The sequence below is a fragment of the Caballeronia sp. LZ034LL genome (assembly GCF_031451215.1).
Taxonomy (GTDB): Bacteria; Pseudomonadota; Gammaproteobacteria; order Burkholderiales; family Burkholderiaceae; genus Caballeronia.
Genome location: NZ_JARUXR010000002.1, coordinates 1043870 through 1068203, shown reverse-complemented (window position 1 = coordinate 1068203; position 24334 = coordinate 1043870). Strand labels below are relative to the sequence as shown.

Below are 24334 nucleotides of genomic sequence, written 5' to 3'. Positions count from 1 at the left end.
TCATCTCTCAAGGAGCGTCAATTTTGAATCGCCGAAACATGTTGAAGCTGGCCGCTCTGTCGGCCATTCCTGGATCGTTCGAAGCGCTCGTCTCAAGAAGCGCGCTGGCGCAGGGGTCGCCGCTCCAGTTCGCCTGTCCGGTGCCGATGTCCGGCCCCTTCGCGGCCAACGGCAAGTACGCCGACCTCGGCATGAAGCTCGCCATCGAACAATATGGCAAGGTGCTCGGCCAGACGCTCGCCTACACGACGCTCGATACCGAGGGAAAACCCGCAATCGCGGTGCGGCGCGTTCAGGAAATTGCGCAGCAGAAGAATGCGCATTTCTTCGCGGGCGGCATTCTCTCGTCCGAGGCGCTGGCGATGGGCAAGGAAGCCGAGAAGGCCGGCGGCATCTTCATCACGACGGCAGGCGCGGACGAACTCACCGGCAAGGACTGCAACAGCGCCACCTTCCGCTGGTCCGTGCCGACCTTCGGCGCCATCGAGCAGACCGTGCGGCCGCTGATTCAGACGATGCCCAACGCGAAGCGCTGGTACACGATCACGCCGCAATACGTGTTCGGCGACGGCCTCCTGTCCGCCGCGAAGAACATCTTCAAGGAAAAGGGCATCGAGCATGTGGGCAACAGCTATCACTCGCTCAACGAAAAGGAGTTCAGCGGCTATCTGACGAACGCGGTGGCCGCCAAGCCCGATGTCCTGCTGATCCTGAACTTTGGCTCGCAATCGTCGGACACGCTGCGGCAGGCCGTGAGCTTCGGCATGAAGAACAACTGCACGATCCTGATGGCGTGGGCATCGGGCCTCGAACAGTTCGAAGCGCTTGGCCCGGACATCTGCGAAGGCGTGTTCTTCGGCGCACAGTACTGGCATGCCATTGACTCGCCGCTGAATCATGACCTCGTCAAGCGCGTGAACGCAGCCTACAAATCGAACCCGAACTACAGTCTCGCCGGCTCGTACATCTGCACGAAGATTTTGCTGGACGGCATCGTGAAGGCGGGCAGTTCGGATCCGAAGAAGGTCATCGCGGCGCTCGAAGGCATGAAGTACGCGGGGCTGACGGGTGCCGAAGAGATCCGCGCGGGCGACCATCAGGTGTTGAAGAACTACTATCTGCTGAAGGGCAAGGCCAAGGGCAAGATGAAGGACAAGGACGATTACGCGGATATCGTCAGCTCCGGCCAGTCGTTCCTCCCGCTCGACAAGACGCAGTGCAAGCTCGCGTAAAGCGCGTGGCGTGTGTGTCTTCCAGGCGAATGCAGGTGCGGCCCGCATTCGCTCCGTCACTCTTCTGACGCAAGGCCATGAACGTTTATCTGTTGCAGGTCGTGAACGGCATCGGCGTGGGCATGCTGTACTTTCTGCTCGCGGTCGGCTTGTCGATCGTGTTCGGGCTGTTGCGCTTCGTGAACTTCGCCCACGGCGCGTTCTATCTGCTGGGCGCGTACTTCTGTTATCAGGCCATGCAATGGTCGATGAACTTCTGGACCGCGCTCGTCATCGTGCCCGTGATCGTGGGCGCACTGGCGTGGGTCGTCGAGAAGGTCGTGCTGCGGCACGTCTACGCGCAACAGCATGAGTTCCATATTCTCGCGACGGTCGGACTCGCGCTCGTGATCCAGGAGTGTTCGATCATCGCGTGGGGGCCGATCGGCGACAACGTGGCTGTGCCGGACATCCTCAACGGCGTGGTGATGTGGGGCAGCTTCATCTACCCGAAGTACCGGCTCTTCGTGATCGCGTTCACGGCCGTGCTCGCGGCGCTGCTCTGGTGGGTGCTCGAAGGCACGCGGCTCGGCAGCGCGGTGCGCGCGGGCAGCGAATCGAGCGAGATGGTGTCGCTGCTCGGCATCAACGTGACGCGCATCTTCAGTCTCGTGTTCGCGCTGGGCGCGGGCACCGCAGCGCTTGCCGGCGTGCTGGCGGCGCCGATTCGCGGCGTCGATCCCTTCATGGGCATCGAGGCGCTCGGCGTGGCCTTCGTCGTCGTGGTGGTGGGCGGCATGGGCAATTTTCTGGGTGCGCTCGTCGGCGGACTGCTGGTGGGCATCGTGCAAAGCGTGATGAGCACGCTGTGGCCCGAGGGCGCGCGGCTCATGATCTATGTCGCCATGGCGGCGGTGCTGTTGCTGCGTCCGAACGGATTGCTCGGGAGGGCCGCGTGAATTCCAAACCGACATCGGAGGCGCTGAACGTGAGCGAGTCACGACCTTCCCCGCGACATGTGCTGCACCGCTATCGCTTTCTTCTGCTCGCGGCGGTGGTCGTCTGCATTCTGCCGCTGACCATCCGCTCCGGATCGCTCGCAACGGAAGTGCTGGTCTTCGCGCTCGCGGCGCTCGGCTGCAATCTGCTGCTGGGGCATACCGGGTTGCTCTCGTTCGGCCAGGGCATCTTCTTCGGCCTCGGCAGCTATAGCGCCGGGCTGATTCTCACGAAAGCCGGACTCCAGGTTCCCGCTGCGCTGCTTGGCGCAATCGTGGTGGGCGCCGTGGCGGCGGCGGTAGTCGGATGGTTCTCGATCCGTCAGCGCGGCGCGTACTTCGTGATGCTCACGCTGGCGTTCGGGCAGATGTTCTACTTCCTCGCCTACACGACGCCCGACCTCACCGGCGGCGACAACGGCCTGCTCGACATTCCGCGTCCCGCGCTGTCGATTCTCGGGCATCCGCTCGTATCCATCGCGTCGCCGTGGCAGTACTACGCGTTCGTCGCGGTGCTGTTCCTGATCGCGTTCTGGGTCATGCTGCGCGTGTCGCATTCGGTGTTTGGCCGCACGCTGCTCGCGATCCGCGACAACGAAGCGCGCGCCGCCGCCGTGGGCTATGACGTGAAGCGCTTCAAGCTCGCGGCGTTCGTCGTGTCGGGTGCGGTCACGGGCCTGGCCGGCGCGCTGCACGCGTTGATGACCGGCATCGCGCCGCTGTCCAACATCGACTATCACACGAGCGAGATGATCCTCGTGATGACGGTGATCGGCGGCACGGGCAATCTGTTTTCTTCGGTGCTGGGCGCAGCCTTCTATGTGTTGTTCGCCGACTGGCTCGCCACGCTGTGGCCGCGATGGCTGCTGTTGCTGGGCCTCGTGCTGATCGCCGTGAGCCTGTTCATGCAGCGCGGCCTGTGGGGCCTGGGCGAGCGCATCTGGCGCGCGGTGAAGCGTGAAGGAGGAGAGCCGGCATGAGCGTGTTACTGGAGGCAAAAGACTTAGGCAAGCGCTATGGCAAGTTCGCGGCGCTCACCGACGTGAACCTGAGCATCGCGAAGAACACCGTGCATTCGGTGATCGGTCCGAACGGCGCGGGCAAGACGACGCTGTTCCATGTGCTCACCGGCACCGTGCCGAGCAGCGCGGGGCAGATCGTGTTCGACGGTCATGACGTGACGCGCGAACCGGATCATCGGCGCGTGAAGCGCGGCATCGCGCGTTCGTTCCAGGTGACGAGTCTGTTCACCAATTTGCCGGTACGCGAGAACTTGCGGCTCGCCGCACAGGGCGTCGATTCGAAGCGCGCGCTCAACGCCTGGACGCCGCCGCGCGGCGCGCTCGAACATCGCGACACGGTGGACGGCATTCTCGAACGCCTCGCGTTGCAACGGTTCGCACAGACACAGGCCGGCGTGCTGTCGCATGGCCAGCAGCGCCGTCTGGAAGTGGGCATGGCGCTGGCCGCGCGCCCGAAGGCGATCTTCCTCGACGAGCCGACATCAGGCATGGGTATCGACGATCTCGACGACATGAAGCACCTGATCCGCAGCCTGCGCGACGACTACACGGTGGTGCTGATCGAGCACAACATGGACATCGTGATGGACATCTCGGACACCATTACGGTGATGCAGCAGGGCCGCGTGCTGGTGGAAGGCAAGCCCGCCGAGATTCGCGGCGATCCGCGCGTGCGCAGCGCCTATCTCGGCAACATGATCACCGGAGGCCGCGCATGATGCTCGAGGTCCAGAACCTTCACGGCTACTACGGCAAGAGCCATATCCTGCAAGGCGTGACGCTGAAGATTGCCGAGGGCGAGACGGTCACGCTGCTGGGCCGCAACGGCGCGGGCAAATCGACGACGCTCAAGAGCATCGCGGGCGTCGTGACGCCGAAGCAAGGCAGCGTGAGTTTCAACGGCACGCAGCTCGAGAAACTGCCGCCGCACAAGATCGCGGCGCGAGGAGTGTGCTTCGTGCCGGAGCATCGCGGCATCTTCAAGCTGCTGTCGGTGGAAGAGAACCTGAGGCTCGGCGCGCGCAAGGATTCGCCGTGGCAACTCGCCGATATCTACCGCATCTTTCCGCGCCTGAAAGAGCGCAGGACGAACGGCGGCGGCCAGCTCTCGGGCGGCGAACAGCAGATGCTCGCCATCGGCCGGGCGCTGATGAATCATCCGCGCCTGTTGATGCTCGATGAACCGGTGGAAGGTCTCGCACCGGTGATCGTCGAGGAGATCGTCGCGCAACTGAAGCTGATTCGGCAGGCAGGCGTGACCATTCTGCTGGTCGAACAGAACCTCGAAGTCTGCACGCAGCTCGCTGATCGGCACACGATCATCGAGCAAGGGCGCATCGTCTACGAAGGCACGAATGCGGACTTCATCGCGGATGAATCCGTCAAGGACCGTTATCTCGGTGTCGGCGTCGTCTGAGCGCCGCCTACATAGCACACAGCGAAGGAAACCTGGCATGCAAGCTCACGATCTGCCGGCGCACGCCGGCTTGCGCATCGATGGTGCGCGTCTCTGGAACAGCCTGATGCAACTCGCGCAAATCGGCGCGACGGAGAAGGGCGGCGTGTGCCGTCTGGCGCTGACGGACCTGGACCGTCAGGGGCGCGATCTGTTCGTGTCCTGGGCGAAGGACATGGGCTGCACGGTGCGTGTGGATGCGATCGGTAACATCTTCGCGCGCCGCGCGGGATTGCGCGACGATCTTCCGCCCGTGATGACCGGCAGTCATATCGATACACAGCCGACCGGCGGCAAGTTCGACGGCAACTATGGCGTGCTCGCGGGCCTGGAAGTGCTGCGCACGCTGAACGACAACGACGTGCGCACGCAGGCGCCGCTCGAAGTCGCGGTCTGGACCAACGAGGAGGGCTCGCGCTTCGTGCCGGTGATGATGGGTTCGGGCGTGTTCGCCGGCGCGTTCACGCTGGAGCATGCGCTGACGCAGGCGGATCGCGAAGGCGTGACGGTGAAGGACGCGCTCGCGGCGATCGGTTATGCGGGCGAGCGCGTTGCGGCGCATGCGGTGGGCGCCTATTTCGAGGCGCATATCGAACAGGGTCCGGTGCTCGAAGCGAATGACAAGGTGATCGGCGTGGTGCAGGGCGCGCTCGGGCAGCGCTGGTACGACGTGACCATCGAAGGCATGGAAGCGCACGCCGGGCCGACGCCGATGGAACTGCGCCGCGATGCGCTGCTCGTCGCGGCGGACCTGATTCGCGCGGTCAACGGTATTGCGCTTACGCATAAGCCGCATGCGCGCGGCACGGTCGGCTGGGTGGATGTGCATCCGAACTCGCGCAACGTGATTCCGGGGCGCGTGAAGCTGACCGTCGATCTGCGCGCCCCCGACGATGCCACGCTGCACGCGATGGACCGCGCGCTGCGCGAGTTGTGCGCGCAGGCGGACTTGCCGGTGACGGTAGACGAAGTCGTCTACTTCGCGCCGCAGCCTTTCGAAGCATCGCTGGTGGCGGCGGTGCGCGAAGGCGCCGATGCGCTCGGTCTGACATCGATGGACGTGGTGAGCGGCGCGGGCCATGACGCCGTGTATCTGGCACGCGTCGCGCCGGCCGCGATGATCTTCGTGCCGTGCAAGGACGGCATCAGTCACAACGAGATCGAGGACGCACGCGCCGATCATCTGGAAGCGGGCTGCAACGTGCTGCTTCAGGCGATGCTGCGCGCCGCCAATGCATCGGTTAAAGGAGCGCGCGCATGAAGATTCTCATCGCCCGCATGAATCACGAGACCAACACGTTCTCGCCGGTGCCGACGCCGCTCGAAGCCTTCGGCCGCGACGGTCCCTGTTATGACGCGGAGGCTTATCGCGAGAATGCGGGCATGCGCACGGCGATGTCCGCGTTCATCGACGCCGCCGAACGCGCGCAGGCCGAGATCGTTACGCCGATCTCCGCTTCGGCGAATCCGAGCGGTCGCGTGGATGCGGCGGCCTACGATGCGATCTGCCAGTCCATCGTCGATGCCGCCGAAGGCTGCGACCTCGTGATGCTCGATCTGCATGGCGCGATGGTCGCCGAGAATTCGCCCGATGGCGAAGGCGATCTGCTCGAACGCGTGCGGCGAGCGCTGCCGCATGCGCCGATTGCGGTATCGCTGGACCTGCATGCGAACGTCACGCAGAAGATGATCGACAACGCCGATGTCATCACGAGCTTCAAGACCTATCCGCACGTGGACATGTACGAGAGTGGCGAGCTTGCGGCGCGGCTCGTGTTCGATCTGGTTCATGCCAAGGCGAAGCCTGTCATCGCATGGGCGCAGCCGCCGCTCCTGACGCACACGCTCAGGAGTTCGACGGCCGCAGGGGCGATGAAGCGGGCCGTCGATGCCGCGCGCGCTGCCGAAGGACGCGACGGCGTGCTGGCCGTCTCGGTGTTGTCGGGCTTTTCGCTGGCAGACATCGCGTCGCCGTGCATCAGCGTGGTGGTGGTGGCGGACGGCGATCGGGCGAAGGCGCAGGACGTGGCGGACCGTATCGCACGGCAGATCTGGGACGAGCGCGAAGACTTCGTGTATCGCAGCGCGCCGCTTGCGGAATCCATCGCCGAAGGGGCGGCGCTTGCGCGCGATGCGACGAAGCCCATCCTGCTGCTCGATCATGGCGACAACTGCATGTCGGGCGGCACGTGCGACACCACCGACGCGTTCGAGGAAGCGTTGCGGCAGGGGCTCGAAGGCATCGTCGTCGGGCCGTTGTGCGATCCGGAAGCGGTCGCGAAACTGTTTGCGGCGGGCGAAGGCGCGACGGTCACGCTGGGCATCGGCAACAAGCTGGCGAGTGTGACTTCGCGCGGCAAGCCGCCGTTCGAAGTGACCGGCGTCGTGCGTGCGCTGACGGACGGCGAGTATGTGATCAGCGGCCCGACTTATACCGGGCAGCGCGCGTACATGGGACGTGCGGCTGTTATCGAAACGCCTGCTGCGCGCATTCTCCTCACCGAACGCACGCATGAGCCGTGGGATCTGGGCGTGTTTGAAAGCGTGGGCATCGATCCGCGCGGCGCTCGCTTTCTGATCCTCAAGTCGCGCATGTATTGCCGGCCGGTGTTCGTGCCGATCGCCGGAGGGCTGGTGGAGTGCGACAGTCGTGGACCGACGAGTTCGGACTATGCGCTGTTCCCGTTCGTCAATCTGAAGCGTCCGGTGTTTCCGCTGGATGCGGATGCGGGGTATTGAGCGACAGCATACGTTCGCCGCTTCACGTTCACGCGATCTTCGCGATCCGCCCTGATGAAGCAACTTCCTGGGGCATCGTTTCCCGCACACAGCGCGCGAAGGCCTGCGCTGAAGGCGGGGCCGATGCTGGCAAGCGCAGACAGATGGCGAACTGCGGAAGCGAAGGCAAGCCCGCAAGATGCGGCGTGAGCGTTTCGAGGTCGGCGGGCACCGTCGATGCGAGCCATGCCGTAATCGCAAGGCCGGCCCTGACCGTGGCGGCGGTCGCCTCGATGTTGCCGCTCTCGAAGACCGTGCGCCATGCGATGCCTTCGTCCGCGAGCGCGCCGAGCACGAGCGGCCGGAAGGCGCAGCGTTCATCCACCATCGAAAGGGGCAGCGGCCGCTTCTGCCAAGCGACGCTGTCGCGCCCCTTCACCCAGACGAGCGGTTCGATACGGATCACGTCGCCCTCGGCTTCGCCTGCGACGGATTCGACCAGCGCCACATCGACGCGCCCCGCATCCAGCGCTTCGCCAACTTCGGACGAGGCTGCGCACGCCAACGACACGTCCACATGCGGATGGGCTTCGGCGAACGCCTTCAGTGCGGGTGCGAGCGGAGTGACAAGGTCGTAAGGCACGCCGACGCGCAGGCTGCCGCGCAAGGGCTGCGCGTTCATGTCGGCCCAGATCTCGTCGTTCAGCTTCAACAGCTGACGCGCCTTGACGAGAAACGGTTCGCCCTGGCGCGACAGCTCCAGCTTGCGCGTCTTGCGCACGAACAGCGGGCAGTCCAGTTGCTCTTCCAGACGTTTCACCTGCTGACTGACGGCGCCCTGCGTCATGTGCAGGAGGTGCGCGGCCACGGTCATGCTGCCGCTGTCGGCGACGGTCACGAACGTGCGGATCAGGTCGAGGTCGAGATTACGGATCATCGATGCATTAAGCGCGGTAATGGACGGCATCAATATTATTGGCTTTTATGATGCATAGGCGGTCGCTAGAGTGCAAATATCGATTACCCGATTTGCGCCGATGACTGCCTCGATTCTCCCGCTCTGCCTCTTTGTCGTCGTGGCGACCGTCACGCCCGGCGGCGCCACCACGCTCGCCACCGCATCGGGCGCACGGTTTGGCTTCACGCGTTCGCTGCCGCTGATGCTCGGCATCGCGACCGGTCTCGCTTCGCTTGCGGCGGTGGCGGCACTCGGCCTGGGCGGCATGCTGCTGGCGATGCCCATGCTGCAAACCGCCGTGAAGGCATTCGGCTCCGCATATTTGTTGTGGCTTGCGTGGCGCATTGCGCGCAGCGGCCCGCTGAACGCGCAAGCGGGCCCCGCACGGCCGGTCACGCTCATCAACGGCGTGATGCTGCTCTGGCTCAATCCGAAGAGCTGGGCGATGACCGTTGGCGCGGCGGCGTCCTTCGAGTTGCTCGCAAGCAGTCCCGGCCGCCTCGCGATGCTGCTCGCGGTGGCGTTCGGCGTGGCCGCGTGCGTTTCGCTGGCGCTGTGGTGTGCGCTCGGCGCCGTGCTGGCGCGGGTCTTCCGCACGCCGCTTCAATGGCGCGTGCTCAACCTCGCGATGGGCGCGATGCTGGGCGCGTCCGTCGTCGCGGCGTGGGTCTGATCAGAATTGCATGCAAGGTTCAGGCACTCAACGGACTGCAACGCGCGAAAGTCCGTCCATGCCACATCAGGCACGCCGGGGCATCGTCCTGCCGCGCGAATGCAATATCCCGGATCACGCCGATGAATATTGAATGCGAAAAACCATCGTGGCGCCCGGCGATTTCGCAATCGAGCACGACGACGGCATCGTCGAGCATCGGCGAACCGGTCTTGCTCACGCGCCACGGATGCGTGTCGAAGCGGGCTTCGCCGCGCACGTCGCGGAACCGGTCGACCACGCCGCGATGCTCCACCGAAAGCAGGTTCACGGCGAACTTCCCTTCCTGGATCAGCACGTCGTGCGTGGCCGCGCTCTTGTTGACACACACGACGATGGAAGGCGGCGTCGATGAAAGACTGCATACCGATGTCGCGACCAGACCGGCCGGCTTGCCGTCGCTCATCGTGGTGATGACCGTCACGCCGGCGGCGAACAGCGACATCGCTTTCTGAAACTCAATGACCGGATCGGTGATCTGCAATTCCTGCTCCTGCGAGTGATTTGAGCGGAGGCGAGCCGCGTGCATGCCTTCGGCGTCGTGTGGATCAGTCCTCGCGCCAGCCGGGATATTTTTCATCGAGCAGACGCAGCATCGAAGGCCACATCCGGTGACCGGCCGCTTCGGGATTGAAGCTGCTGGTGAACTGGCTCACGGTCTTCTCGATCAGCGCCTGCGACGGCGTCACGAACGGCCGGCCCGACGCGAGCACGTCCATCTGCACCTGGGCGGACTGCTCCAGGTAGTACATCAGATAGAACGCGGCGGGGATGTTCGGACCCACGGCAAGCAAGCCGTGATTGCGCAGGATCAGCCCCACCTTGCCGGCGATATCGCGGCGCAGGCGTTCACCTTCGTCGAGGTTGAAGGCGAGACCTTCGTATTCATGCATGCCGATGCGGTCATGGAACTCGATCGCGAACTGGTTGATCGGCAGCAGACCATCTTCGAGACACGACAGCGCGACGCCCGAGCGCGTATGCGTATGCACCACGCAACCGATATCCGGCCGAGCCGACAACAGCGCGCTGTGGATCACATAGCCGGCGGCATTGGCGGGATGGTTCGACGGATCGTCGCTGAAGCCGGAGTAATCGACCTTGAGCAGGCCGCCCGGCGTCACTTCCTCGAAGCGCAGGCCGTAGGGGTTGATGAGGAAGGCCTCTTTGCCCGGCACCTTGGCCGAGGCATGCGTGAAGATGGTGTCATCGAGTCCGTAGTGAGCGAGCAGACGATACAGCGCGCACAGATGCAGGCGCGCATCGGCTTCGGTTTCGATCGGGACGAGCAGCGGCGGGCGGTCTTTGATGAGCATTGTTCTGGTTCCTTGGTCAGGGCAGGTCAGGCAGGACGAGTCGCGGCGAACGACGGACGAAGCGCGAAGCGCGCGAACCACTCGGCCGCTGCGGGTCTGCTCACGCGCCAGTCCAGTGATTCAAAGCGGAAGTCGAGATAGCCCAGCGCGCACGCAATGGCAATCTGGCCGAGGTCGACGGGCATATTGAATGCATTCGACATGCATTCAATTTCATCGAGCGCGGCGGTCACTTTCAGCAATTGCGTGGCGGACCATTGTTCCCACTGCAAGGCTTCAGGACGCACCGCCTCGTAACGGATGAGCAAGGCCGCGTCGAGCAGGCCATCGCCGAGCGCTTCGGCGCGTCGCACGGTCCAGCGCGCCGCGCCTTCGGGCAGCAGTACGGGCGCTTCGGGCGCTGCCTGTGCGCACAGGTACTCGGCGATCACGCGCGAATCGAACAGTGCGAGGCCGTCGCCGGTGACGAGCGTGGGCAGCTTGCACAAGGGATTGAGCGCGCCGAGCGTGTCATTGCGCCTGACCGGACTGGCCGTGGCGGCGACTTTCTCGATGCGCGCATCGAGCCCGAGTTCGTGCGCGACGATCACCACCTTGCGCACGAACGGCGAAGTTGCGGCGTACATCAGTTGCATGTGAAGTTGTCCTCGTGGCGAAACAGGTTCAGACGACGGTCAGTTGCGGCGCATGCGCGCGGCTCACATAACCGTCGCGCAGCGGTGCGTGGACGGTCCATAGGTCTCGCAGCGCGCGTAAGGGCATCTCCGCGCAATCGATGCGCAGATCGGTTTCGGGCCAAGGCTCGGCCTGCGCGCACAGCAGGCCGGCCGAGCGCAGCACGCGCACTTCGCCGCCTGCGGCAAGGCCGGCATCGGCGGCAGCGAGCAGGCGCTCCGCGAAGGGCGCATTCGATGCCTCGAAGGCCGCGACCATCGCAGCGGGAATCTCGCTCGACGCGAGCAGGTTGCCGGCCGCGGCGCAGTTCAGCCCGCGCGCCGACGCGACAGTCGGCAGCGCGGCGGCGCCCGTGAACACGGCGGTTTCGCCGCGCGCATCGATCACGCTCAACTGGCGATAGTCCGGTTGCGGATCGATGCGTTGCAGCGCGTCGAGCACCTTCGCGGCGGGAATGCCCTGCGCGAGCAAATCCAGGCCGATGTTGCCGAGCGCCGGATTGGTCAGGTTCTGCGTGGCCACGGCGCCGACGCCCGCGCGAACCCATGCGCAACGGCTGGCCACGCAGATGCTCGACGAGGTGACGATCATCCCGAACGCGCCGGTTTCGGCGCAACGGGCAACGAGAGAGAAGGTCATGTCGACAGATGTTCAGTGAAGGGCAGCGCGATCATTCGACACGGAAGATCTTCTCCAGCCCGATCAGCCGGCCGACCACCAGCACGAGCAGCGTGGAGAGCAGGATCAGCACCGCCGACATCGCCGCGACGGTGGGATCGTCGAAGTCGCGCATATACGCATAGGCGGCGACGGGCAGCGTCGTGCTGTGCTGCGCGGCGAGGAAGGTGGAGACGGAGAAGTTGTCGATGGCCTCGACGAACACGAAGGTGCCGCCCGCGATCAGTCCCGGTCTCAGTTGCGGCAGGACGACCAGGCGAAAGGCCTGCCAGTTCGACGCCCCGAGGTTGCGCGCGGCTTCTTCGAGATCGGTGCGCATGCCGTGCAGATTCGCGACGAGCGCGCGCACGGAATAGGGCAGCGTGAAGCAGATCATCGCGATCACGAGTCCCGTGAATCCCGGGCCGATGCCGGTGTGATACAGCAGGATCAGGAACGCGATGCCGGTCACGACGCCCGGAATGATGATCGGCGACATCAGCAGCGCATTGATCGCCTCCACGCCGCGGAAACGGCCGCGCACGAGCGCCCATGCCGTCGGCACCGCGATGATGAGGCTCACCGGCGTGACAATGGCGCCCATCAGCAGGCTGGTGCCGAACGCCGTGCGGAACGAATCGCTGGAAAAAAATTGCTGAAACCACTTCAGGGAAAAACCGGAAGGGGACAACGAAAAATAACTGTCGTTGCTGAACGCGTAGTACACGATGAACACCACCGGCGTCAGCATGAACAACCCGACCAGGACGGCGAACAGACGCACGCCGGGGCCATAGGCGAGATAGTCTTCACGGGCGGTGCTCATCGGGTGGCGCTCCTGGCAACATGACCGCCGGCGAGTCGTTGCGACAGCGAGAACAGCCACACGAACGCGAGCGAAACAACAAGAAAGAGAGTCGCCGTGGCGGCGGCAAACGGCAGATCGAATGCAACGAAGATCAGTTCGTAGATTTCATTCGACAGCAGGCGCACGTGTCCGCCGCCCAGTACCAGCGGAAACAGGAACGAACTCAGCGAGACCGCGAAGGTCAACGCACTCGCCGCGATCACGCCGGGCACGCTGAGCGGCAGCGTGACGCGACAGAACGCGGACAGCCTCGATGCGCCCAGATTGATGGCGGATTCCTCCAGTACGCGCGGCACGTTCTTCAGCGGGCCGAGCAGCGTGAGCACGAAGAAGGGAATCACGAAATGCAGCAGGGACACGAAGACACCGCCCTGGTTGTAGATCAGGTGCAGCGGCGAATCGATCACGCCGAGCTTGCGCAGCACCGAATTGATGAGCCCGCTGTTGCCGAGGATGATGACCCACGCATAAGCGCGCGTGACCGTTCCGGAAAGAAACGTTACGACCAGCGACACCATCAGGAACTGGCGCAGGCCGCTCGACGCGCAGCGCACCATCACATACGCCATCGGAAAACCCACCAGCGCGGCGGCGACGGTGAGTTCGGCGGAGATGCCGAGCGTCGCGCCGAGAATGCGCCACTCGGAGGCGGAGCGCAGGAAGCGGGTGTAGTTGTCGAGACTGACGGGTCCGACGCTCGCCGCCTGTCCCGGCGACCGATGCAGCAGGCTCGTATAAAGGAAGATCGCATAGGCGCTGAAGAACACGATCAGCACCACGGCGGCCGGCGCCAGATTCCAGCGCGATACACGCGGCGTGAAATCGAGGATGGGCGCAATGCCCGGAGCGATGATGGGCGGGTTCTTCATGCGCGCAGCACCATGCAGTCCGCGACGGCGATCGAAAGTTCGACCGGCGCGCCTTCGGGAAAGACCGGCTCGCCGGCATGACGCGGTGCGTCGACGGTCAAACGCAGACCATGCGATTCCACTTCATACGTCACCTTGTCGCCGAGATTCATCGCGAGCGCGATGCGGCCGCTGAGACGCGAGCCCGACTGCACGGCGGTCCGTGCCGCGCCGGCTGCCGCGAGACGTATCGCGCCCGGACGGATCGTCACGTCCACAGCGTCGCCCACGCGCCGCTCGGCGATCCCGCTCACGCTGAGGCGTCCGCCGTCGGGCAGGTTCAGCACGCCGCGCTGACCTTCCATGGCGGCCAGCATGCCGGTCACGGTATTCGACGTACCGATGAACTGCGCGACGAAACGCGTGGCCGGGCGGTCGTAGATGTCGGCGGGCGCGCCGCATTGCTCGATGCGGCCCGCGTTCATCACGGCGATGCGGTCCGAGATCGCCATGGCTTCCTGCTGGTCGTGCGTCACGCAGATGGTGGTGACGCCCACCGCGCGTTGCAGCTTGCGCAGTTCCACCTGCATCTGGTCGCGCAGGCTCTTGTCGAGCGCGCCGAAGGGTTCGTCGAGCAGCAGGACCTTCGGCTGCGTGACCAGTGCGCGCGCCAGTGCGGCGCGCTGTTGCTGGCCGCCGCTCAGCTGCGCGGGATAGCGTCCGGCCAGCGCGGAGAGCCGCACCATCTCGAGCGCTTCGAGCGCGCGTTTGCGGGCCTCTGCAGTGGGCACGCGGCGCATCTTCAGGCCGAACATCACGTTGGTCAGCACGTCCATGTGCGGAAACAGCGCGTAGCTCTGGAACACCATCGCGGTGTCGCGGCGATGCGGTGCGACACCCAGCACGTCGCGCTGGCCGAGCGTCACGCGGCCTTCGTCGGCGGTGACGAAGCCCGCGATCAGACGCAGCAGCGTGGACTTGCCGCAGCCGCTCGGACCGAGCAGCGTGAGCAGCGCGCCGGCAGGAACGTCGAGCGAGACACTGTCGATCGCGGTGAAATCGCCGTAGCGCTTGCGCACGCCGATGACCGACAATGGCTCGCCGCGAACGGGCGATGCGATATCCGGCGCCGTCACGGCGGCCGACAGTTGGGTGCTCATCGTGCGATTTCCTGATTGAAGCGGTCGGTCCATGCGCCGATGTTGGCGTTGACGTTCTTCTCGTCGATCACCATCTCGTCGCCCGGCTTGGGCAGGGCGTCCACCAGCGCGGCGGGCTGCGTCGACTTGCGGTTGATCGCGCTCATGTTCAGCTTTTCAGCGATCTGGCCGTTGATGTCTGCGCTCAACAAGAAGTTGAGATAGTCGGCGGCGAGCGCGCTGTTGGGCGTGCGCACCAGCACGGCGACGTCGGAGTTCATCGGCGTGCCCTTCGGGCTGACGATCTTCACCGGGCGTCCCGCGTCCGCGACCCGCTTGGCCTGCGACGGCGGCGCGATCAGCACCGACACTTCACCCTGCGCCAGCGCCTGGCGTGCCTGTGCATCGGAGTTGTAGAACATGGCGGCGTTCGGCTTGATCTTCTTCAGCATGTCGAAGCCGGTGTCCGCGGAGCCCGGCTTGCCGCCGACGTTCGCTGCGATCATCAGCATGCGGCCCTGATAGAAGCCCATGGCGGGCACGGCGATCCTGCCGGCGAAGCGCGGATCCCACAGTTCCTTCCAGGACGTGATGGGCTTGTCCACGAGGTCGTTGCGATACACGATCGACAGCGGATACGAATACAGCGCGACATAGTTGGGCGTCGCGAGTCCGGGCATCACGTCCTTCAGGTTCGGCATCTGCGCGGCGGGCAGCGGCATGAACAACTGCTGGTCGGTCACCGCGCGTTCCGCGACGGACGAGGTGGTGAGCCACACATCGACGCTCGGCGCGCTCTTCATCGCCTGAAGCTTGACGAGTCCTTCGCCCGACGACGACTGCGTGACGAGATTCACCTTCACGCCGGTCTTCTTCGTATAGGCCTCGCTCGCGGCCTGCAGCGCGGTCTGCCACGTGAGACCCCAGGACAGCACCGTGATGGAACGGGTTTCGTCGGCTTGCGCGGTGGTGGCGCCCAGCAGGGTCAGTACGGCCGCCGTCGCAAGCGCGACGCGGCGGGAAATTGCAAGCTTCAGGTTCATTGCATTACCCCGTAGTGGAAATCGTTGATAAAAATCGAGCTGTTCTGTTTCAGCGCAAGGCGGCCTTGGCCTTTTCCTTCAGCGCGCGCTTTCTGTCCTGTTCGAGATGCTTGCGCACCAGCTTCTCGGCACGTGCGCTGTCGTGGGCCCGCAGCGCGGCGACAATCTCGCTGTGCTGCGCAATGGCCGCCTGGCTTTCGCGCGGGCTGTAGCTCGCGAGCATCTTTTCGTTCAGGAAAAATTCCTGAAAACTTTCGACCATTCGCGCCAGCCGTTCCGAGCGCGCGGCGCGGGTGATCGTTTCGTGAAAGCGTTGGTTGATCTGCACGCGTGCATCGATGTCATGCATCGACGCATGCGTCTCGTCGATCAGGCCATCGAGCACCTTCAGTTCCTCGTCCGTGATGCGCTCAGCAGCGAGCCGCGCCGCGCAGCCTTCGAGCGCCTCGCGGATCATGTAGATCTCGTCGAGTTCGCTCGACGTATCCACCACTTCCACGCCGCCGTGTTTCAGCGGCCGCACGAGCTGATCGCTCGTGAGACGCGAGATCGCTTCGCGTACCGGCGTGCGGCTCGCGTTGAGCGCTTGCGCCAGTTCGACTTCGATCAGCCGGCTGCGCGCGGGCAGCTGGCCTTCGATGATCGCGCGGCGCAGCTTGCGATACAGCTGGTCCGCGACCCGTTCGGGCGCGGCGTCGCTCGGCGGCAGCAGCAGCGCGGCATCACCGGCCTGCGTGTCGATCGTGTTGTTCATGAACGTGTCTCCGGAAGCGGTTTCGGACGAGGCCGTTGCTTTCTCGTCAGGCGCCGATCAGCGCGCGGGCACGCGCCACCGAGGCCTGCTTGTCGAACGAATTGAAGAGCGCCATCGCCTGCACGGGCGGTGGGCTTTCGGCGAACATCTGATAGGCCTGCATGCGGCCGCCGAACGACGTCGCGGTGAGTTCGGCCGCGAGGTTCAGCGTGCGCAGACGTTCCGCGCCGCTCGCTTCGCCGATGCGGTAGTACTTCTCGAGATCGCGGCGCAGGTCCAGGTTGTTGTAGGTGGCTTCGTCCGGCGCCATCACGGCCGCGCCGCCCGCGAGGTCGCGCAGGATCTGCGTCATCGTGTAGTAGTTCGACGACGCGAACACGCGGCCCGCATTCTGGATCGACTGGTTCGGCATGATCATGCCGGTGCGGCTGGTTTCATACGCGGCTTCCGACGCGAGGATGAACGAGCGGATGCCTTCGCGGAAACCCATCAGCGTCGCGATCTTTTCGCGGATCGCGGGCACGTTGATGAGGCGCGTCTGTTCGGCGAGCAGCAACGCGGTGCCGACCAGCAGGTCCGCCTTCGCATACGAGCGGTTCAGGAAACCTTGCGCGGCCCACTTCGGCAGGTCCTGGCGAATCAGGTTGGCGAGTTCGGGCTGACGCGAGAAGATCACGTTCTCCCACGGCACGAACACGTTGTCGAACACCATCAGCGTGTCCAGTTCGTCGAAGCGGGCGGACAACGGATGATCGAAGGCGGACTGCTTTTCTTCCAGCGGCGCGCGGCAGATATGGCGCACGTTCGGCGCATTGAGCGGCACGATGCAGGCCACTGCGTAGTCGCGGTTCTCGGGAATCCAGTTGCCGACGGTCGGCTTGCAGAACGCCACGTGCGCATAGCACGCGCCGGTTTCATACTTGGCGCCGCGAATCACGATGCCGTCGTCGCGTTCCTCGACCACGCGCAGATACATGTCGAGATCGTCCTGCTGATACGGCTGCTTGCTGCGGTCGCCCTTCGGATCGGTATTGCCGCTCGTCATGAAGAGGTTCTCGCGCTGCAGCTTCGAGAGCCAGCGTTCCACATTCTGCGCATAACGCGTGTCGAAGCGGTCGAGCAGGTCCTTGCGGTCCTTCATCACGAACAGCGGCGTGACGGTTTCGTCGCCGAAGCGGTCGATCACCGGACTCACTTCATTCAGCACCGCGGCGGTCATCTCGCGGCGGTTGCGCAGGTCGTCGAGCGTGTCGGGCAGCTTGTACACGCGGCTCGCCATCTCGCCGTCTTCCGTGCGATAGCCGAAGACGTCGGCATAGCGCGGGTCGTGCTGCAGGTCGTACATGCGCGCCATTGCATCGACCATCGGCTTGCTTGCCGGATGCGTGGTCACGTCGGTGACGCGCTCGCCCGAGATATAGACCTCGCGTCCATCGCGGAGCGAAGCGCGATATTGATCCCCCGTCATCAGTGCCATGGGTCAAATCTTCCTGGTGTTATTGAGTTGCAGGATGAGGCCGCAAAAGAGCGCGCCACGTTCGGCGAGACTGGCGAGCGAAATGGATTCATCGCGCGCGCAGATGTTCTCGCAGACCGGGCCGAGCGCATCGAGCGTCGGGATGCCGAGTGCGGCCGAAAAATTGCCGTCCGAGCCACCGCCTGTCGGCGGCACTTCGAACAGCGGAATGTCGAGTTGCGCGGCCAGGTCGAGCGCGATGTCGCGCAACGGGCCGTTGTGTGCGTCGGTGAAGGCCGGGCGCGTCAGGCCGCCGCGCAGATCGAGCGCGACGCCTTCATTGCGCCGTTCCGCGCCGATACGGCGAATCTCCGCGATCATCGCGTCGGCTTGCGCTTGCGTGCGCGCCCGCAGGTCGATATCCATCCGCGCTTCGGGCGGCACCACCTGACGCGCCGCGCCGCCATGGAACATGCCGACGTTGACCACTGCGCCGTGTTCCGGATCGCTCAGCGCTTCAAGCGGTTCGACCTTGACGGCGAGTTCGCGGATCGCGCTCGCGCCTTTTGCATAGTTCACCGCGCAATGCGCGCTGCGGCCATGCGCGCAGAGCTGGAACGCGCCGAGCGCGCCGCGTGCGGTGACGATGCCGCCGCCGGGGCGTCCCGGTTCGAGCACCAGCACGAAGTCCGCTTCTTGCGCCGCCGCTTCGATGGCGGGGCGGCTGTGCACGCTGCCGAGCTCTTCGTCGGGGACGAGGAAGAAGGTGATGGAGGCGAGGTCGTCGAAGCCGTGCGCGAGCAGATAGCGCAGCGACGACAGCGCCATCACGAGTCCGCCCTTCATGTCGCCGACACCCGGACCGGTCGCGCGGTCGCCGTCGATGCTGAAGGGCCACTCGGCGGCGGTGCCTTCGGGCCATACGGTATCGGCGTGACCGAGGATCAGCAGGCGGCCCTTGCCGGACAGCGTGCGCGTGGCAACCAGTTGATCTGCGCATGCGGACATCGGCCGGCGGTCGATCGTGAAGCCGAGCGCGCGCAGTTCGGCTTCCATGATGTCGACGACCCGGTTCACGCCTTCGACGCAATACGACCCGCTGTCGATATTCACGAGGCGCTCGAGCGTGTGCGTCATCTCGGGCAATTGCTGCGCGAGTGTGGTCCTGCACTCGCGGACGTCGAAGTTCATCGAAGCTCCATTGCGGGGCGATGGAAACACCCCTGCGTCGTTGTTTTCTGCATGCAGAACTGCACGCGACGACGAACGATATGAAGTCGATTTTTTGGCGTCAACCGGAAAAGAATGCGCTCGAAAGAGTGCGTGCGGCCGCGTGCAAAGCCATGCACCATAAGGGATTGCGGGCGATCGTTTGCGCTGGTGGAATTGCCCGCAAGCGATGCATGATTCACCCGTGATGCACTGATCGAGGGCCGTGAGGAACCAGTTCGGGGCTTATGGTTTTTTAATGCTGCATGCAGAAAACAACACTTGCTGCATGCAGGAAGCACGAGAAAGCGCACGCTTCGGGCCGGCTCTCTCGTGCTATTCGAATCGGAAAGCGGGGCGTGGAGCACCCTTGCGATGCTCCGCCATGCGATCGTTACTTCGCCGCGCCAACGAGCGAGAAGGCGTCGAAAGACGGATCGACGGGCGTATGGGCCAGATGCTGGAGCGCTTCTTCGACCAGCGGCTCACACGCGCTGTAGTCGGAATTCATGCTGTCGCTGTGTGCCTGGGGAAAGTTGACCGAAAGGACTTTGCCACCCCAGCGGTCGGCGGTGGCGGTCATGCTGCACTTGCCCGCGCCGCCGATCTTCAGGTCGAGCAGGATCACGTTCAGGTCGAATGCGGCATCCGAATTGGAGAAATTCCACTGCATGACCATGCGGTCATTCGGGGAGTTCGTGTCCACGAGTTTCATGGTCTTGTCGGGAATGCCGACAGCGGCCACCAGGTCGAGCACGTTCGAGCCGATCAGCGCGCCGGAGTCCTTGCGGGCCTCGTGGGTCCGGTAAGCCGCACAGCCGGAGAACAGGGTGACGAACATCAGAATGAGGGAAGTGTAGCGTCGCAAGAGGGCTCCTTGGCGAGTAAAAGAGATGGATGGATCACAGGACGTCCGAGGCGCTGCCAGCAAGAACGTGGCCCGGCCCTCGCACCGCCCGGATCCTGTTCCGTCAAGGCTTTCAGCGTGGTTTCCGATGCCTTGCGATCCGTCGAAGAAAGCGCATTACGTTTGCATTCGAGATGCCGGATGGCATTTTGTGTTCTGCATGCGATATGCGTGAGGCATAGAGAGCTTTAGTGCCGGCGCGGACGCATTAGGCAAACCGATCTGATAAAGTCGGTCACCTTCGGGCGCCCTTGCGGCCCATCCTTCCATCGAACAGCATGCGCATCCTTCCTATCGGCGACGGAGACCGGTCGCTGCCTACCTTGATTTGCCTGCCCGGGGCCATGTGCAGTCCCGCCGTGTTCGCGGAGGCCGCGCGCCTGTCCGGCCTGCGCGCACTGGCGCTCGCATGGCTCGAGGATGATGGTCCGTTTTCGCTGGAAGCCATCGCCGGGCGTGCTTTGCAATGCGTCGCCGATGAACCGCGCATCGTGCTCGTCGGCCACTCGCTCGGCACGCCGCTCGCGGTGCTCGCCGCATTGCAGGACATGCAACGCGACGACCCGCGCGTGTGTGGGCTGGTGCTGTCGAACAGCGGCGCCAATACGCGCGGTCATGGCGATGCCGATGCCATCGTGAGGCGCATCGAAACCGAATGGGGCGTCGAGTTCTGGGAGGCTTTCCTGGCGCGTTGCTTCCTGCGTCTTCCCGAAGAGCCTTTGCTGGAGGAGGTGCGCAGCTACCCGTCGCGCGTGCGCAAGGAAGCGGTCGCGGCGGCCATCCGCAGTCAGATGGAGACGGATCTCACGCCCTTGCTCGGCCAGCTTGGCGGTTTGCCGGCTGCCATCGTGCATGGAAAGTCCGACGCCGCGCGCACGCTGGCCCATGCGCAGCAACTGGCGGCGGGCATGCCGCACGCCGTGCTGCATGTACTCGATACGGGCCACACGTCCTGCGCAGAAGATCCAGCCGCATTCGCGGCCATCATGCGCGAGATCGCGGAGCGTTCGGCAAGGAAGGACTAAGCCGTGAACCTGGCTGCGGCCGCGCGTGCCACCGACATATCCGCCACCGCACTGAACGCCTGCTTGCGCTTCAGGCTGCCGACGCCGATATCCATGTCCTGCAGATAACCGATCTCGCGCTCGCTCAGCGTCAGGTTGCGCGAATACGGCCGTTGCGTCTGATTGAACCACCAGATCGCCTCGGCCGATGCAGCATCGAAACGCTTCTGCGCCCGTTTGCGGGCATCGAGGAAGGCATCGTGCGAGGCGGGCGACATCAGATAGTCATAGAGCGCGCCATACGCGGCCATGACGGCCACCAGACCTTCATGCTTCGCGCCAAGCGCCGCGTCCGCCGCATAGGCCGTTTGAAACACGCAATCCGGCAAGGCTTGCCACAGATTTCCTGCGCTGATGACCTGCGGCCCTGCATCATCGTTCAGATGCGAGATGCTGGCGAGGCAGGCATCGGCGGCGCCGCTTGCGACCGCATCGAAACAGTGGTCGTTGCTGCCATGATCGGCGAACGTGATGCGCGAAGCATCGACGCCTTTCTCCTTCAATAGCTGAAGCATCAGGGTATGCAGCAGGCCATGTTGCGGGCCAACCGCGACGGTCTTCCCCTGCAACCCTTCCAGCGTCCGCATGCCGCCGGGCCCTGCGTACACCGTCAGCGCACACTTCTTCATCCCTGCACCGACGATCTTCACCGGCGCGCCCTGTTCAATGCGTGTGAGCACGAGGTTGTAGCCCGACACCATGCAGACATCGGCCGCGCCGCGTGCGATGGCGTCGAACGGACCGGTGGGACCGGGGATCTGGATGATCCGCGCATCGACGTCATAGGTCTTGAAGTATTCCAGCTCGTCCATCAGCGCGTTGAGCGTCGCGTTCTCCAGACCCGGGTTACTGACAATGCGGATCTCGCTGTTGGCGGCGCGTGCGACATAAGGCGCGCCAAACGGACCCGCGGCGAGGCCCACGCCAAGGGCGCCCGCCTTGCGCAAGAAGCCGCGACGGTTCAAATCACAGGTCATCTTTGTGTCTCCGGATGCCGGTCGTTATCAATCGAGGAGCGCTGGCACGAGGGCGCATTGTGCCGAACCGTCGCGGCCGGGTCGATTGAGTAAAATGGGCAACGACTTAACGAATTACTCATACCGGGAGAGGAGGCAACGTGTCGGCGGAACTCGACTGGTACCTGCAGATCAACCTCAAGGCGCGGCACTTGCGCTTGCTGGTGACCATCGATACCTATCGCAATCTCAGCCAGGTGGCGGAGGTCTCGCACGTCACGCTGGCCGCGGTCTCGAAGTCGCTGACTGAACTGGAACGCGGACTTGGCCTCACGCTCTTCACGCGCACGGCACAGGGACTGGTGCCGACACCCTACGGCGAATGTCTTACGCGCCACGCGCGAGCCATGCTGCATGTGCTGCACCAGACCATCGACGAACTGAAGGCCCTCAGCGCCGGCACGGAAGGCAAGATCGAGATCGGCGTGCTGCCTGTCTCTGCGTCCAGCCTGCTGACCCATGCGTTGAACCTGCTCAAGCAGCGCTCGCCGGGCACCAACGTGAAGATCGTCGAAGGGTCCGCGGAGTCGCTGTTGCCGGAGTTGTGGCAAGGCCATCTGGATCTCGTCGTCGGCCGCCTGCCGCCTCCGGATACGCCGGGCAGCTTCGAAGAGAAGGAACTGCTGGAAGAGCCCGTCGTGCTCGTCACGGGCCGGCAGCATCCGCTGGCGCGCAGGAAAAACGTGCAGTGGGCGGACCTGCTGCCCTATCCGTGGATCTTGCCGCCCGCGGGCTCCATTCTTCGTGATCCGCTGGAGCGCGCGCTCGAAGTACACGACGTGCCGCTGACCAACAACTACATCGAGACCTTGTCCCTGCATGTGATCCGCGCGCACTTGCAGGTGTCCGACTGCATCGCCGTCATGGCCGACACCTCCGCGCGCGAGGCCACGCTGCCCCAGCCGCTCCATACGCTGCCGCTCACGCTTCCCCGCCTGCTGCGGCCCGCCGGCGTGCTCTGGAACCGCGTCCGCACGCTCACGCCGAGCGCGCAACTGATGATCTCCTGCCTCGAAGAAACCGCGCAGCACCTGTCCCAGGAAGGCCAGAAGCGCGGCTGACGTCGTCCCGTCGCCCCCTTAACCATTTCCTCAACCGGCCCGCAGTTTTTCTCAAACCGGGCCATTCGAGGCGCTGGCACAATTCATTCACGCTCAACGACACGGGCGACGACGCGAACTGCCACCGGGAAGCACGCTTTCCCGGCCATTCCACGGACAGTTCCGCGCATCTACACGGAGACGAGAACGATGATGAATCTGAGGACCGCGCTCTGCGCCTGCGCGGCGCTGTTCGGTTTCGCCGCACATGCATGCGCGGCCCCGGCATCCACGCAGTCGGTCGCGGACTTCTATCGCGGCAAGGCGTTGACGCTTCTGGTCAGCGCGGACGCAGGCACGGTGACGGACATCGTCGCGCGCCAGTTCTCACGCTTCTTCGTCAAGTATGTTCCAGGTCATCCGAAGGCCATCGTGATGAACGTGGTGGGCGCGGGCGGCATGGTGGCAGCGGCATCGCTGCAATCGCGGCAGCCGAGCGACGGTACCGTGATCGGCTTCCTGCAACGGAACAACCTGTATATCCCGCTGCTCGATGAGCGGCAGAACCGCTTCGATCCGCGCAAGGTGAGATGGCTCGGCAGCCTCAACAAGGTGGAGTACTGCCTGGTCTCGATGACCCGTTCGGGCGTCACCACGGCGGACGATCTGAGCAAGAAGAAAATGTATATCGGCGCGACCGGCTTCGCCAACGAGGACCGCACGCTGCCCGCGCTGCTGAACGAATACATGGGCGCGAAGATGAGCATCGTGCCCGGCTATACGGGCCGCGGCGAAGTGTATCTGGCGATGCAGCGCGGTGAAGTCGATGGCTGGGCCTCCACCATCGACGGGCTGCAACAGGGCGAACCGGTGCGGCTCCTCAAGGACGGCAAGATGAAGGTGCTGCTGCATCTGGGCTGGCAAAGCCCGGCCGGGTACACCGACGTGCCCAACCTCTCTTCCTACATCACGCAGCCGGACGTGAAGGCGCTGTTCAACCTGTTCATCCTGCCGTTCCAGGCGGGCCGTCCCATCGCCGTGCCGAAGGACGTGCCGCAAGACCGGCTCGATGCGCTGCGCGAGGCGTTCGCGAAGACCATCGCGGATCCGGATTTCATCGACGCGATGAAGCAGTCGGGCTATCCGATCGATCCCATCAGCGGCGATGCGGTGGAACAGATCATCGCGAAGCTGTATGCCACGCCCCAACGTCAGCTCGACGATGCACGCAAGCTCATCTTCAGCTCGCATTGAGCAGCCGCAGCGA

General features: G+C 64.4%; 25 protein-coding genes. 11 read left to right on the top strand and 14 right to left on the bottom strand.

Going from position 1 to position 24334, the window contains the following annotated elements:
* The first annotated feature begins 23 nt into the window (after positions 1-23).
* From QCE83_RS19385 to QCE83_RS19355, 7 genes are all read left to right on the top strand, one after another.
* The gene (locus QCE83_RS19385; protein ID WP_309814417.1) at positions 24-1232 is read left to right on the top strand and encodes an ABC transporter substrate-binding protein; all 1209 of its coding nucleotides are present in this window, start codon (positions 24-26) and stop codon (positions 1230-1232) included.
* 77 nt (positions 1233-1309) lie between these two features.
* A complete protein-coding gene (locus QCE83_RS19380) occupies positions 1310-2170 on the top strand; it encodes a branched-chain amino acid ABC transporter permease (RefSeq protein ID WP_309814415.1) in 861 nt (286 codons plus the stop codon).
* A gap of 23 nt (positions 2171-2193) precedes the next feature.
* Complete coding sequence (locus tag QCE83_RS19375) at positions 2194-3189, top strand: branched-chain amino acid ABC transporter permease (protein ID WP_404985226.1); 996 nt, start codon at positions 2194-2196, stop codon at positions 3187-3189.
* A complete protein-coding gene (locus tag QCE83_RS19370; RefSeq protein ID WP_309814409.1) occupies positions 3186-3950 on the top strand; it encodes an ABC transporter ATP-binding protein in 765 nt (254 codons plus the stop codon). The genes QCE83_RS19375 and QCE83_RS19370 overlap by 4 nt, the downstream gene beginning before the upstream one ends.
* Positions 3947-4648: an ABC transporter ATP-binding protein gene (locus QCE83_RS19365; protein WP_309814406.1), complete on the top strand. Its 702-nt coding sequence runs from the start codon at positions 3947-3949 to the stop codon at positions 4646-4648. The genes QCE83_RS19370 and QCE83_RS19365 overlap by 4 nt, the downstream gene beginning before the upstream one ends.
* Positions 4649-4685: 37 nt before the next feature.
* Positions 4686-5948 carry a Zn-dependent hydrolase gene (locus QCE83_RS19360; RefSeq protein WP_309814403.1) on the top strand — a complete coding sequence of 421 codons (1263 nt, stop codon included), beginning with the start codon at positions 4686-4688 and terminating at the stop codon, positions 5946-5948.
* Positions 5945-7426: a M81 family metallopeptidase gene (locus QCE83_RS19355; protein ID WP_309814401.1), complete on the top strand. Its 1482-nt coding sequence runs from the start codon at positions 5945-5947 to the stop codon at positions 7424-7426. Before QCE83_RS19360 ends, QCE83_RS19355 begins: the two co-directional genes overlap by 4 nt.
* A 28-nt stretch (positions 7427-7454) precedes the next feature.
* On the opposite strand, the gene QCE83_RS19350 is transcribed toward QCE83_RS19355, so the two are convergent.
* A complete protein-coding gene (locus QCE83_RS19350; protein WP_309815483.1) occupies positions 7455-8342 on the bottom strand; it encodes a LysR substrate-binding domain-containing protein in 888 nt (295 codons plus the stop codon).
* Positions 8343-8442: 100 nt separating this feature from the next.
* On the opposite strand from QCE83_RS19350, the gene QCE83_RS19345 reads away from it, so the two are divergent.
* On the top strand, positions 8443-9036 hold the full coding sequence (locus QCE83_RS19345; RefSeq protein ID WP_309814398.1) for a LysE family translocator: 594 nt from the start codon (positions 8443-8445) through the stop codon (positions 9034-9036).
* Between the two features lie 19 nt (positions 9037-9055).
* Here QCE83_RS19345 and QCE83_RS19340 read toward each other — a convergent pair whose 3' ends face one another.
* From QCE83_RS19340 to QCE83_RS19285, 12 genes are all read right to left on the bottom strand, one after another.
* Positions 9056-9559: a flavin reductase family protein gene (locus QCE83_RS19340; RefSeq protein ID WP_309814395.1), complete on the bottom strand. Its 504-nt coding sequence runs from the start codon at positions 9557-9559 to the stop codon at positions 9056-9058.
* A 64-nt stretch (positions 9560-9623) separates the two neighbouring features.
* A complete protein-coding gene (locus QCE83_RS19335) occupies positions 9624-10391 on the bottom strand; it encodes a class II aldolase/adducin family protein (RefSeq protein ID WP_309814391.1) in 768 nt (255 codons plus the stop codon).
* Positions 10392-10417: 26 nt separating this feature from the next.
* A complete protein-coding gene (locus QCE83_RS19330) occupies positions 10418-11026 on the bottom strand; it encodes a glutathione S-transferase N-terminal domain-containing protein (protein ID WP_309814389.1) in 609 nt (202 codons plus the stop codon).
* Between the two features lie 28 nt (positions 11027-11054).
* A complete protein-coding gene (locus QCE83_RS19325) occupies positions 11055-11705 on the bottom strand; it encodes a DUF1028 domain-containing protein (RefSeq protein ID WP_309814387.1) in 651 nt (216 codons plus the stop codon).
* Positions 11706-11736: 31 nt separating this feature from the next.
* Positions 11737-12549 (bottom strand): ABC transporter permease, encoded by an 813-nt coding sequence (locus tag QCE83_RS19320; RefSeq protein ID WP_309814383.1) that lies wholly within the window; start codon positions 12547-12549, stop codon positions 11737-11739.
* Positions 12546-13460: an ABC transporter permease gene (locus QCE83_RS19315; RefSeq protein ID WP_309814381.1), complete on the bottom strand. Its 915-nt coding sequence runs from the start codon at positions 13458-13460 to the stop codon at positions 12546-12548. The genes QCE83_RS19320 and QCE83_RS19315 overlap by 4 nt, the downstream gene beginning before the upstream one ends.
* Positions 13457-14599 carry an ABC transporter ATP-binding protein gene (locus tag QCE83_RS19310; RefSeq protein WP_309814379.1) on the bottom strand — a complete coding sequence of 381 codons (1143 nt, stop codon included), beginning with the start codon at positions 14597-14599 and terminating at the stop codon, positions 13457-13459. The genes QCE83_RS19315 and QCE83_RS19310 overlap by 4 nt, the downstream gene beginning before the upstream one ends.
* Positions 14596-15621 (bottom strand): extracellular solute-binding protein, encoded by a 1026-nt coding sequence (locus tag QCE83_RS19305; RefSeq protein ID WP_309814376.1) that lies wholly within the window; start codon positions 15619-15621, stop codon positions 14596-14598. Before QCE83_RS19305 ends, QCE83_RS19310 begins: the two co-directional genes overlap by 4 nt.
* 49 nt (positions 15622-15670) lie before the next feature.
* A complete protein-coding gene (locus QCE83_RS19300) occupies positions 15671-16375 on the bottom strand; it encodes a GntR family transcriptional regulator (protein ID WP_309814373.1) in 705 nt (234 codons plus the stop codon).
* A 46-nt stretch (positions 16376-16421) separates the two neighbouring features.
* Complete coding sequence (locus QCE83_RS19295) at positions 16422-17852, bottom strand: 4-hydroxyphenylacetate 3-hydroxylase N-terminal domain-containing protein (RefSeq protein WP_309814370.1); 1431 nt, start codon at positions 17850-17852, stop codon at positions 16422-16424.
* 3 nt (positions 17853-17855) lie between these two features.
* Positions 17856-19022, bottom strand: coding sequence for a M20 family metallopeptidase (locus tag QCE83_RS19290; RefSeq protein ID WP_309814365.1), 1167 nt, complete (start codon positions 19020-19022; stop codon positions 17856-17858).
* 412 nt (positions 19023-19434) lie between these two features.
* Complete coding sequence (locus tag QCE83_RS19285; RefSeq protein ID WP_309814361.1) at positions 19435-19908, bottom strand: hypothetical protein; 474 nt, start codon at positions 19906-19908, stop codon at positions 19435-19437.
* A gap of 317 nt (positions 19909-20225) precedes the next feature.
* Here QCE83_RS19285 and QCE83_RS19280 point away from each other — a divergent pair, with 317 nt between their 5' ends.
* Positions 20226-20972: an alpha/beta hydrolase gene (locus QCE83_RS19280; protein WP_309814359.1), complete on the top strand. Its 747-nt coding sequence runs from the start codon at positions 20226-20228 to the stop codon at positions 20970-20972.
* Here QCE83_RS19280 and QCE83_RS19275 read toward each other — a convergent pair.
* Complete coding sequence (locus tag QCE83_RS19275) at positions 20969-21988, bottom strand: ABC transporter substrate-binding protein (protein ID WP_309814357.1); 1020 nt, start codon at positions 21986-21988, stop codon at positions 20969-20971. The genes QCE83_RS19280 and QCE83_RS19275 overlap by 4 nt on opposite strands.
* Positions 21989-22128: 140 nt before the next feature.
* On the opposite strand from QCE83_RS19275, the gene QCE83_RS19270 reads away from it, so the two are divergent.
* Both QCE83_RS19270 and QCE83_RS19265 read left to right on the top strand, forming a co-directional pair.
* Positions 22129-23088 (top strand): LysR substrate-binding domain-containing protein, encoded by a 960-nt coding sequence (locus QCE83_RS19270; RefSeq protein WP_309814354.1) that lies wholly within the window; start codon positions 22129-22131, stop codon positions 23086-23088.
* A 189-nt stretch (positions 23089-23277) separates the two neighbouring features.
* Positions 23278-24321 (top strand): hypothetical protein, encoded by a 1044-nt coding sequence (locus QCE83_RS19265; protein WP_309814351.1) that lies wholly within the window; start codon positions 23278-23280, stop codon positions 24319-24321.
* Positions 24322-24334 lie beyond the last annotated feature (13 nt).

Excerpts from the sequence above, each read along its gene's own strand:
- QCE83_RS19380 (WP_309814415.1), top strand. The coding sequence starts at position 1,310 with ATGAACGTTTATCTGTTGCAGGTCGTGAACGGCATCGGCGTGGGCATG.
- QCE83_RS19370 (WP_309814409.1), top strand. The coding sequence starts at position 3,186 with ATGAGCGTGTTACTGGAGGCAAAAGACTTAGGCAAGCGCTATGGCAAG.
- QCE83_RS19365 (WP_309814406.1), top strand. The coding sequence starts at position 3,947 with ATGATGCTCGAGGTCCAGAACCTTCACGGCTACTACGGCAAGAGCCAT.
- QCE83_RS19360 (WP_309814403.1), top strand. The coding sequence starts at position 4,686 with ATGCAAGCTCACGATCTGCCGGCGCACGCCGGCTTGCGCATCGATGGT.
- QCE83_RS19355 (WP_309814401.1), top strand. The coding sequence starts at position 5,945 with ATGAAGATTCTCATCGCCCGCATGAATCACGAGACCAACACGTTCTCG.
- QCE83_RS19350 (WP_309815483.1), bottom strand. The coding sequence starts at position 8,342 with ATGATCCGTAATCTCGACCTCGACCTGATCCGCACGTTCGTGACCGTC.
- QCE83_RS19345 (WP_309814398.1), top strand. The coding sequence starts at position 8,443 with ATGACTGCCTCGATTCTCCCGCTCTGCCTCTTTGTCGTCGTGGCGACC.
- QCE83_RS19335 (WP_309814391.1), bottom strand. The coding sequence starts at position 10,391 with ATGCTCATCAAAGACCGCCCGCCGCTGCTCGTCCCGATCGAAACCGAA.
- QCE83_RS19330 (WP_309814389.1), bottom strand. The coding sequence starts at position 11,026 with ATGCAACTGATGTACGCCGCAACTTCGCCGTTCGTGCGCAAGGTGGTG.
- QCE83_RS19325 (WP_309814387.1), bottom strand. The coding sequence starts at position 11,705 with ATGACCTTCTCTCTCGTTGCCCGTTGCGCCGAAACCGGCGCGTTCGGG.
- QCE83_RS19320 (WP_309814383.1), bottom strand. The coding sequence starts at position 12,549 with ATGAGCACCGCCCGTGAAGACTATCTCGCCTATGGCCCCGGCGTGCGT.
- QCE83_RS19315 (WP_309814381.1), bottom strand. The coding sequence starts at position 13,460 with ATGAAGAACCCGCCCATCATCGCTCCGGGCATTGCGCCCATCCTCGAT.
- QCE83_RS19310 (WP_309814379.1), bottom strand. The coding sequence starts at position 14,599 with ATGAGCACCCAACTGTCGGCCGCCGTGACGGCGCCGGATATCGCATCG.
- QCE83_RS19305 (WP_309814376.1), bottom strand. The coding sequence starts at position 15,621 with ATGAACCTGAAGCTTGCAATTTCCCGCCGCGTCGCGCTTGCGACGGCG.
- QCE83_RS19300 (WP_309814373.1), bottom strand. The coding sequence starts at position 16,375 with ATGAACAACACGATCGACACGCAGGCCGGTGATGCCGCGCTGCTGCTG.
- QCE83_RS19295 (WP_309814370.1), bottom strand. The coding sequence starts at position 17,852 with ATGGCACTGATGACGGGGGATCAATATCGCGCTTCGCTCCGCGATGGA.
- QCE83_RS19290 (WP_309814365.1), bottom strand. The coding sequence starts at position 19,022 with ATGAACTTCGACGTCCGCGAGTGCAGGACCACACTCGCGCAGCAATTG.
- QCE83_RS19280 (WP_309814359.1), top strand. The coding sequence starts at position 20,226 with ATGCGCATCCTTCCTATCGGCGACGGAGACCGGTCGCTGCCTACCTTG.
- QCE83_RS19275 (WP_309814357.1), bottom strand. The coding sequence starts at position 21,988 with ATGACCTGTGATTTGAACCGTCGCGGCTTCTTGCGCAAGGCGGGCGCC.
- QCE83_RS19265 (WP_309814351.1), top strand. The coding sequence starts at position 23,278 with ATGATGAATCTGAGGACCGCGCTCTGCGCCTGCGCGGCGCTGTTCGGT.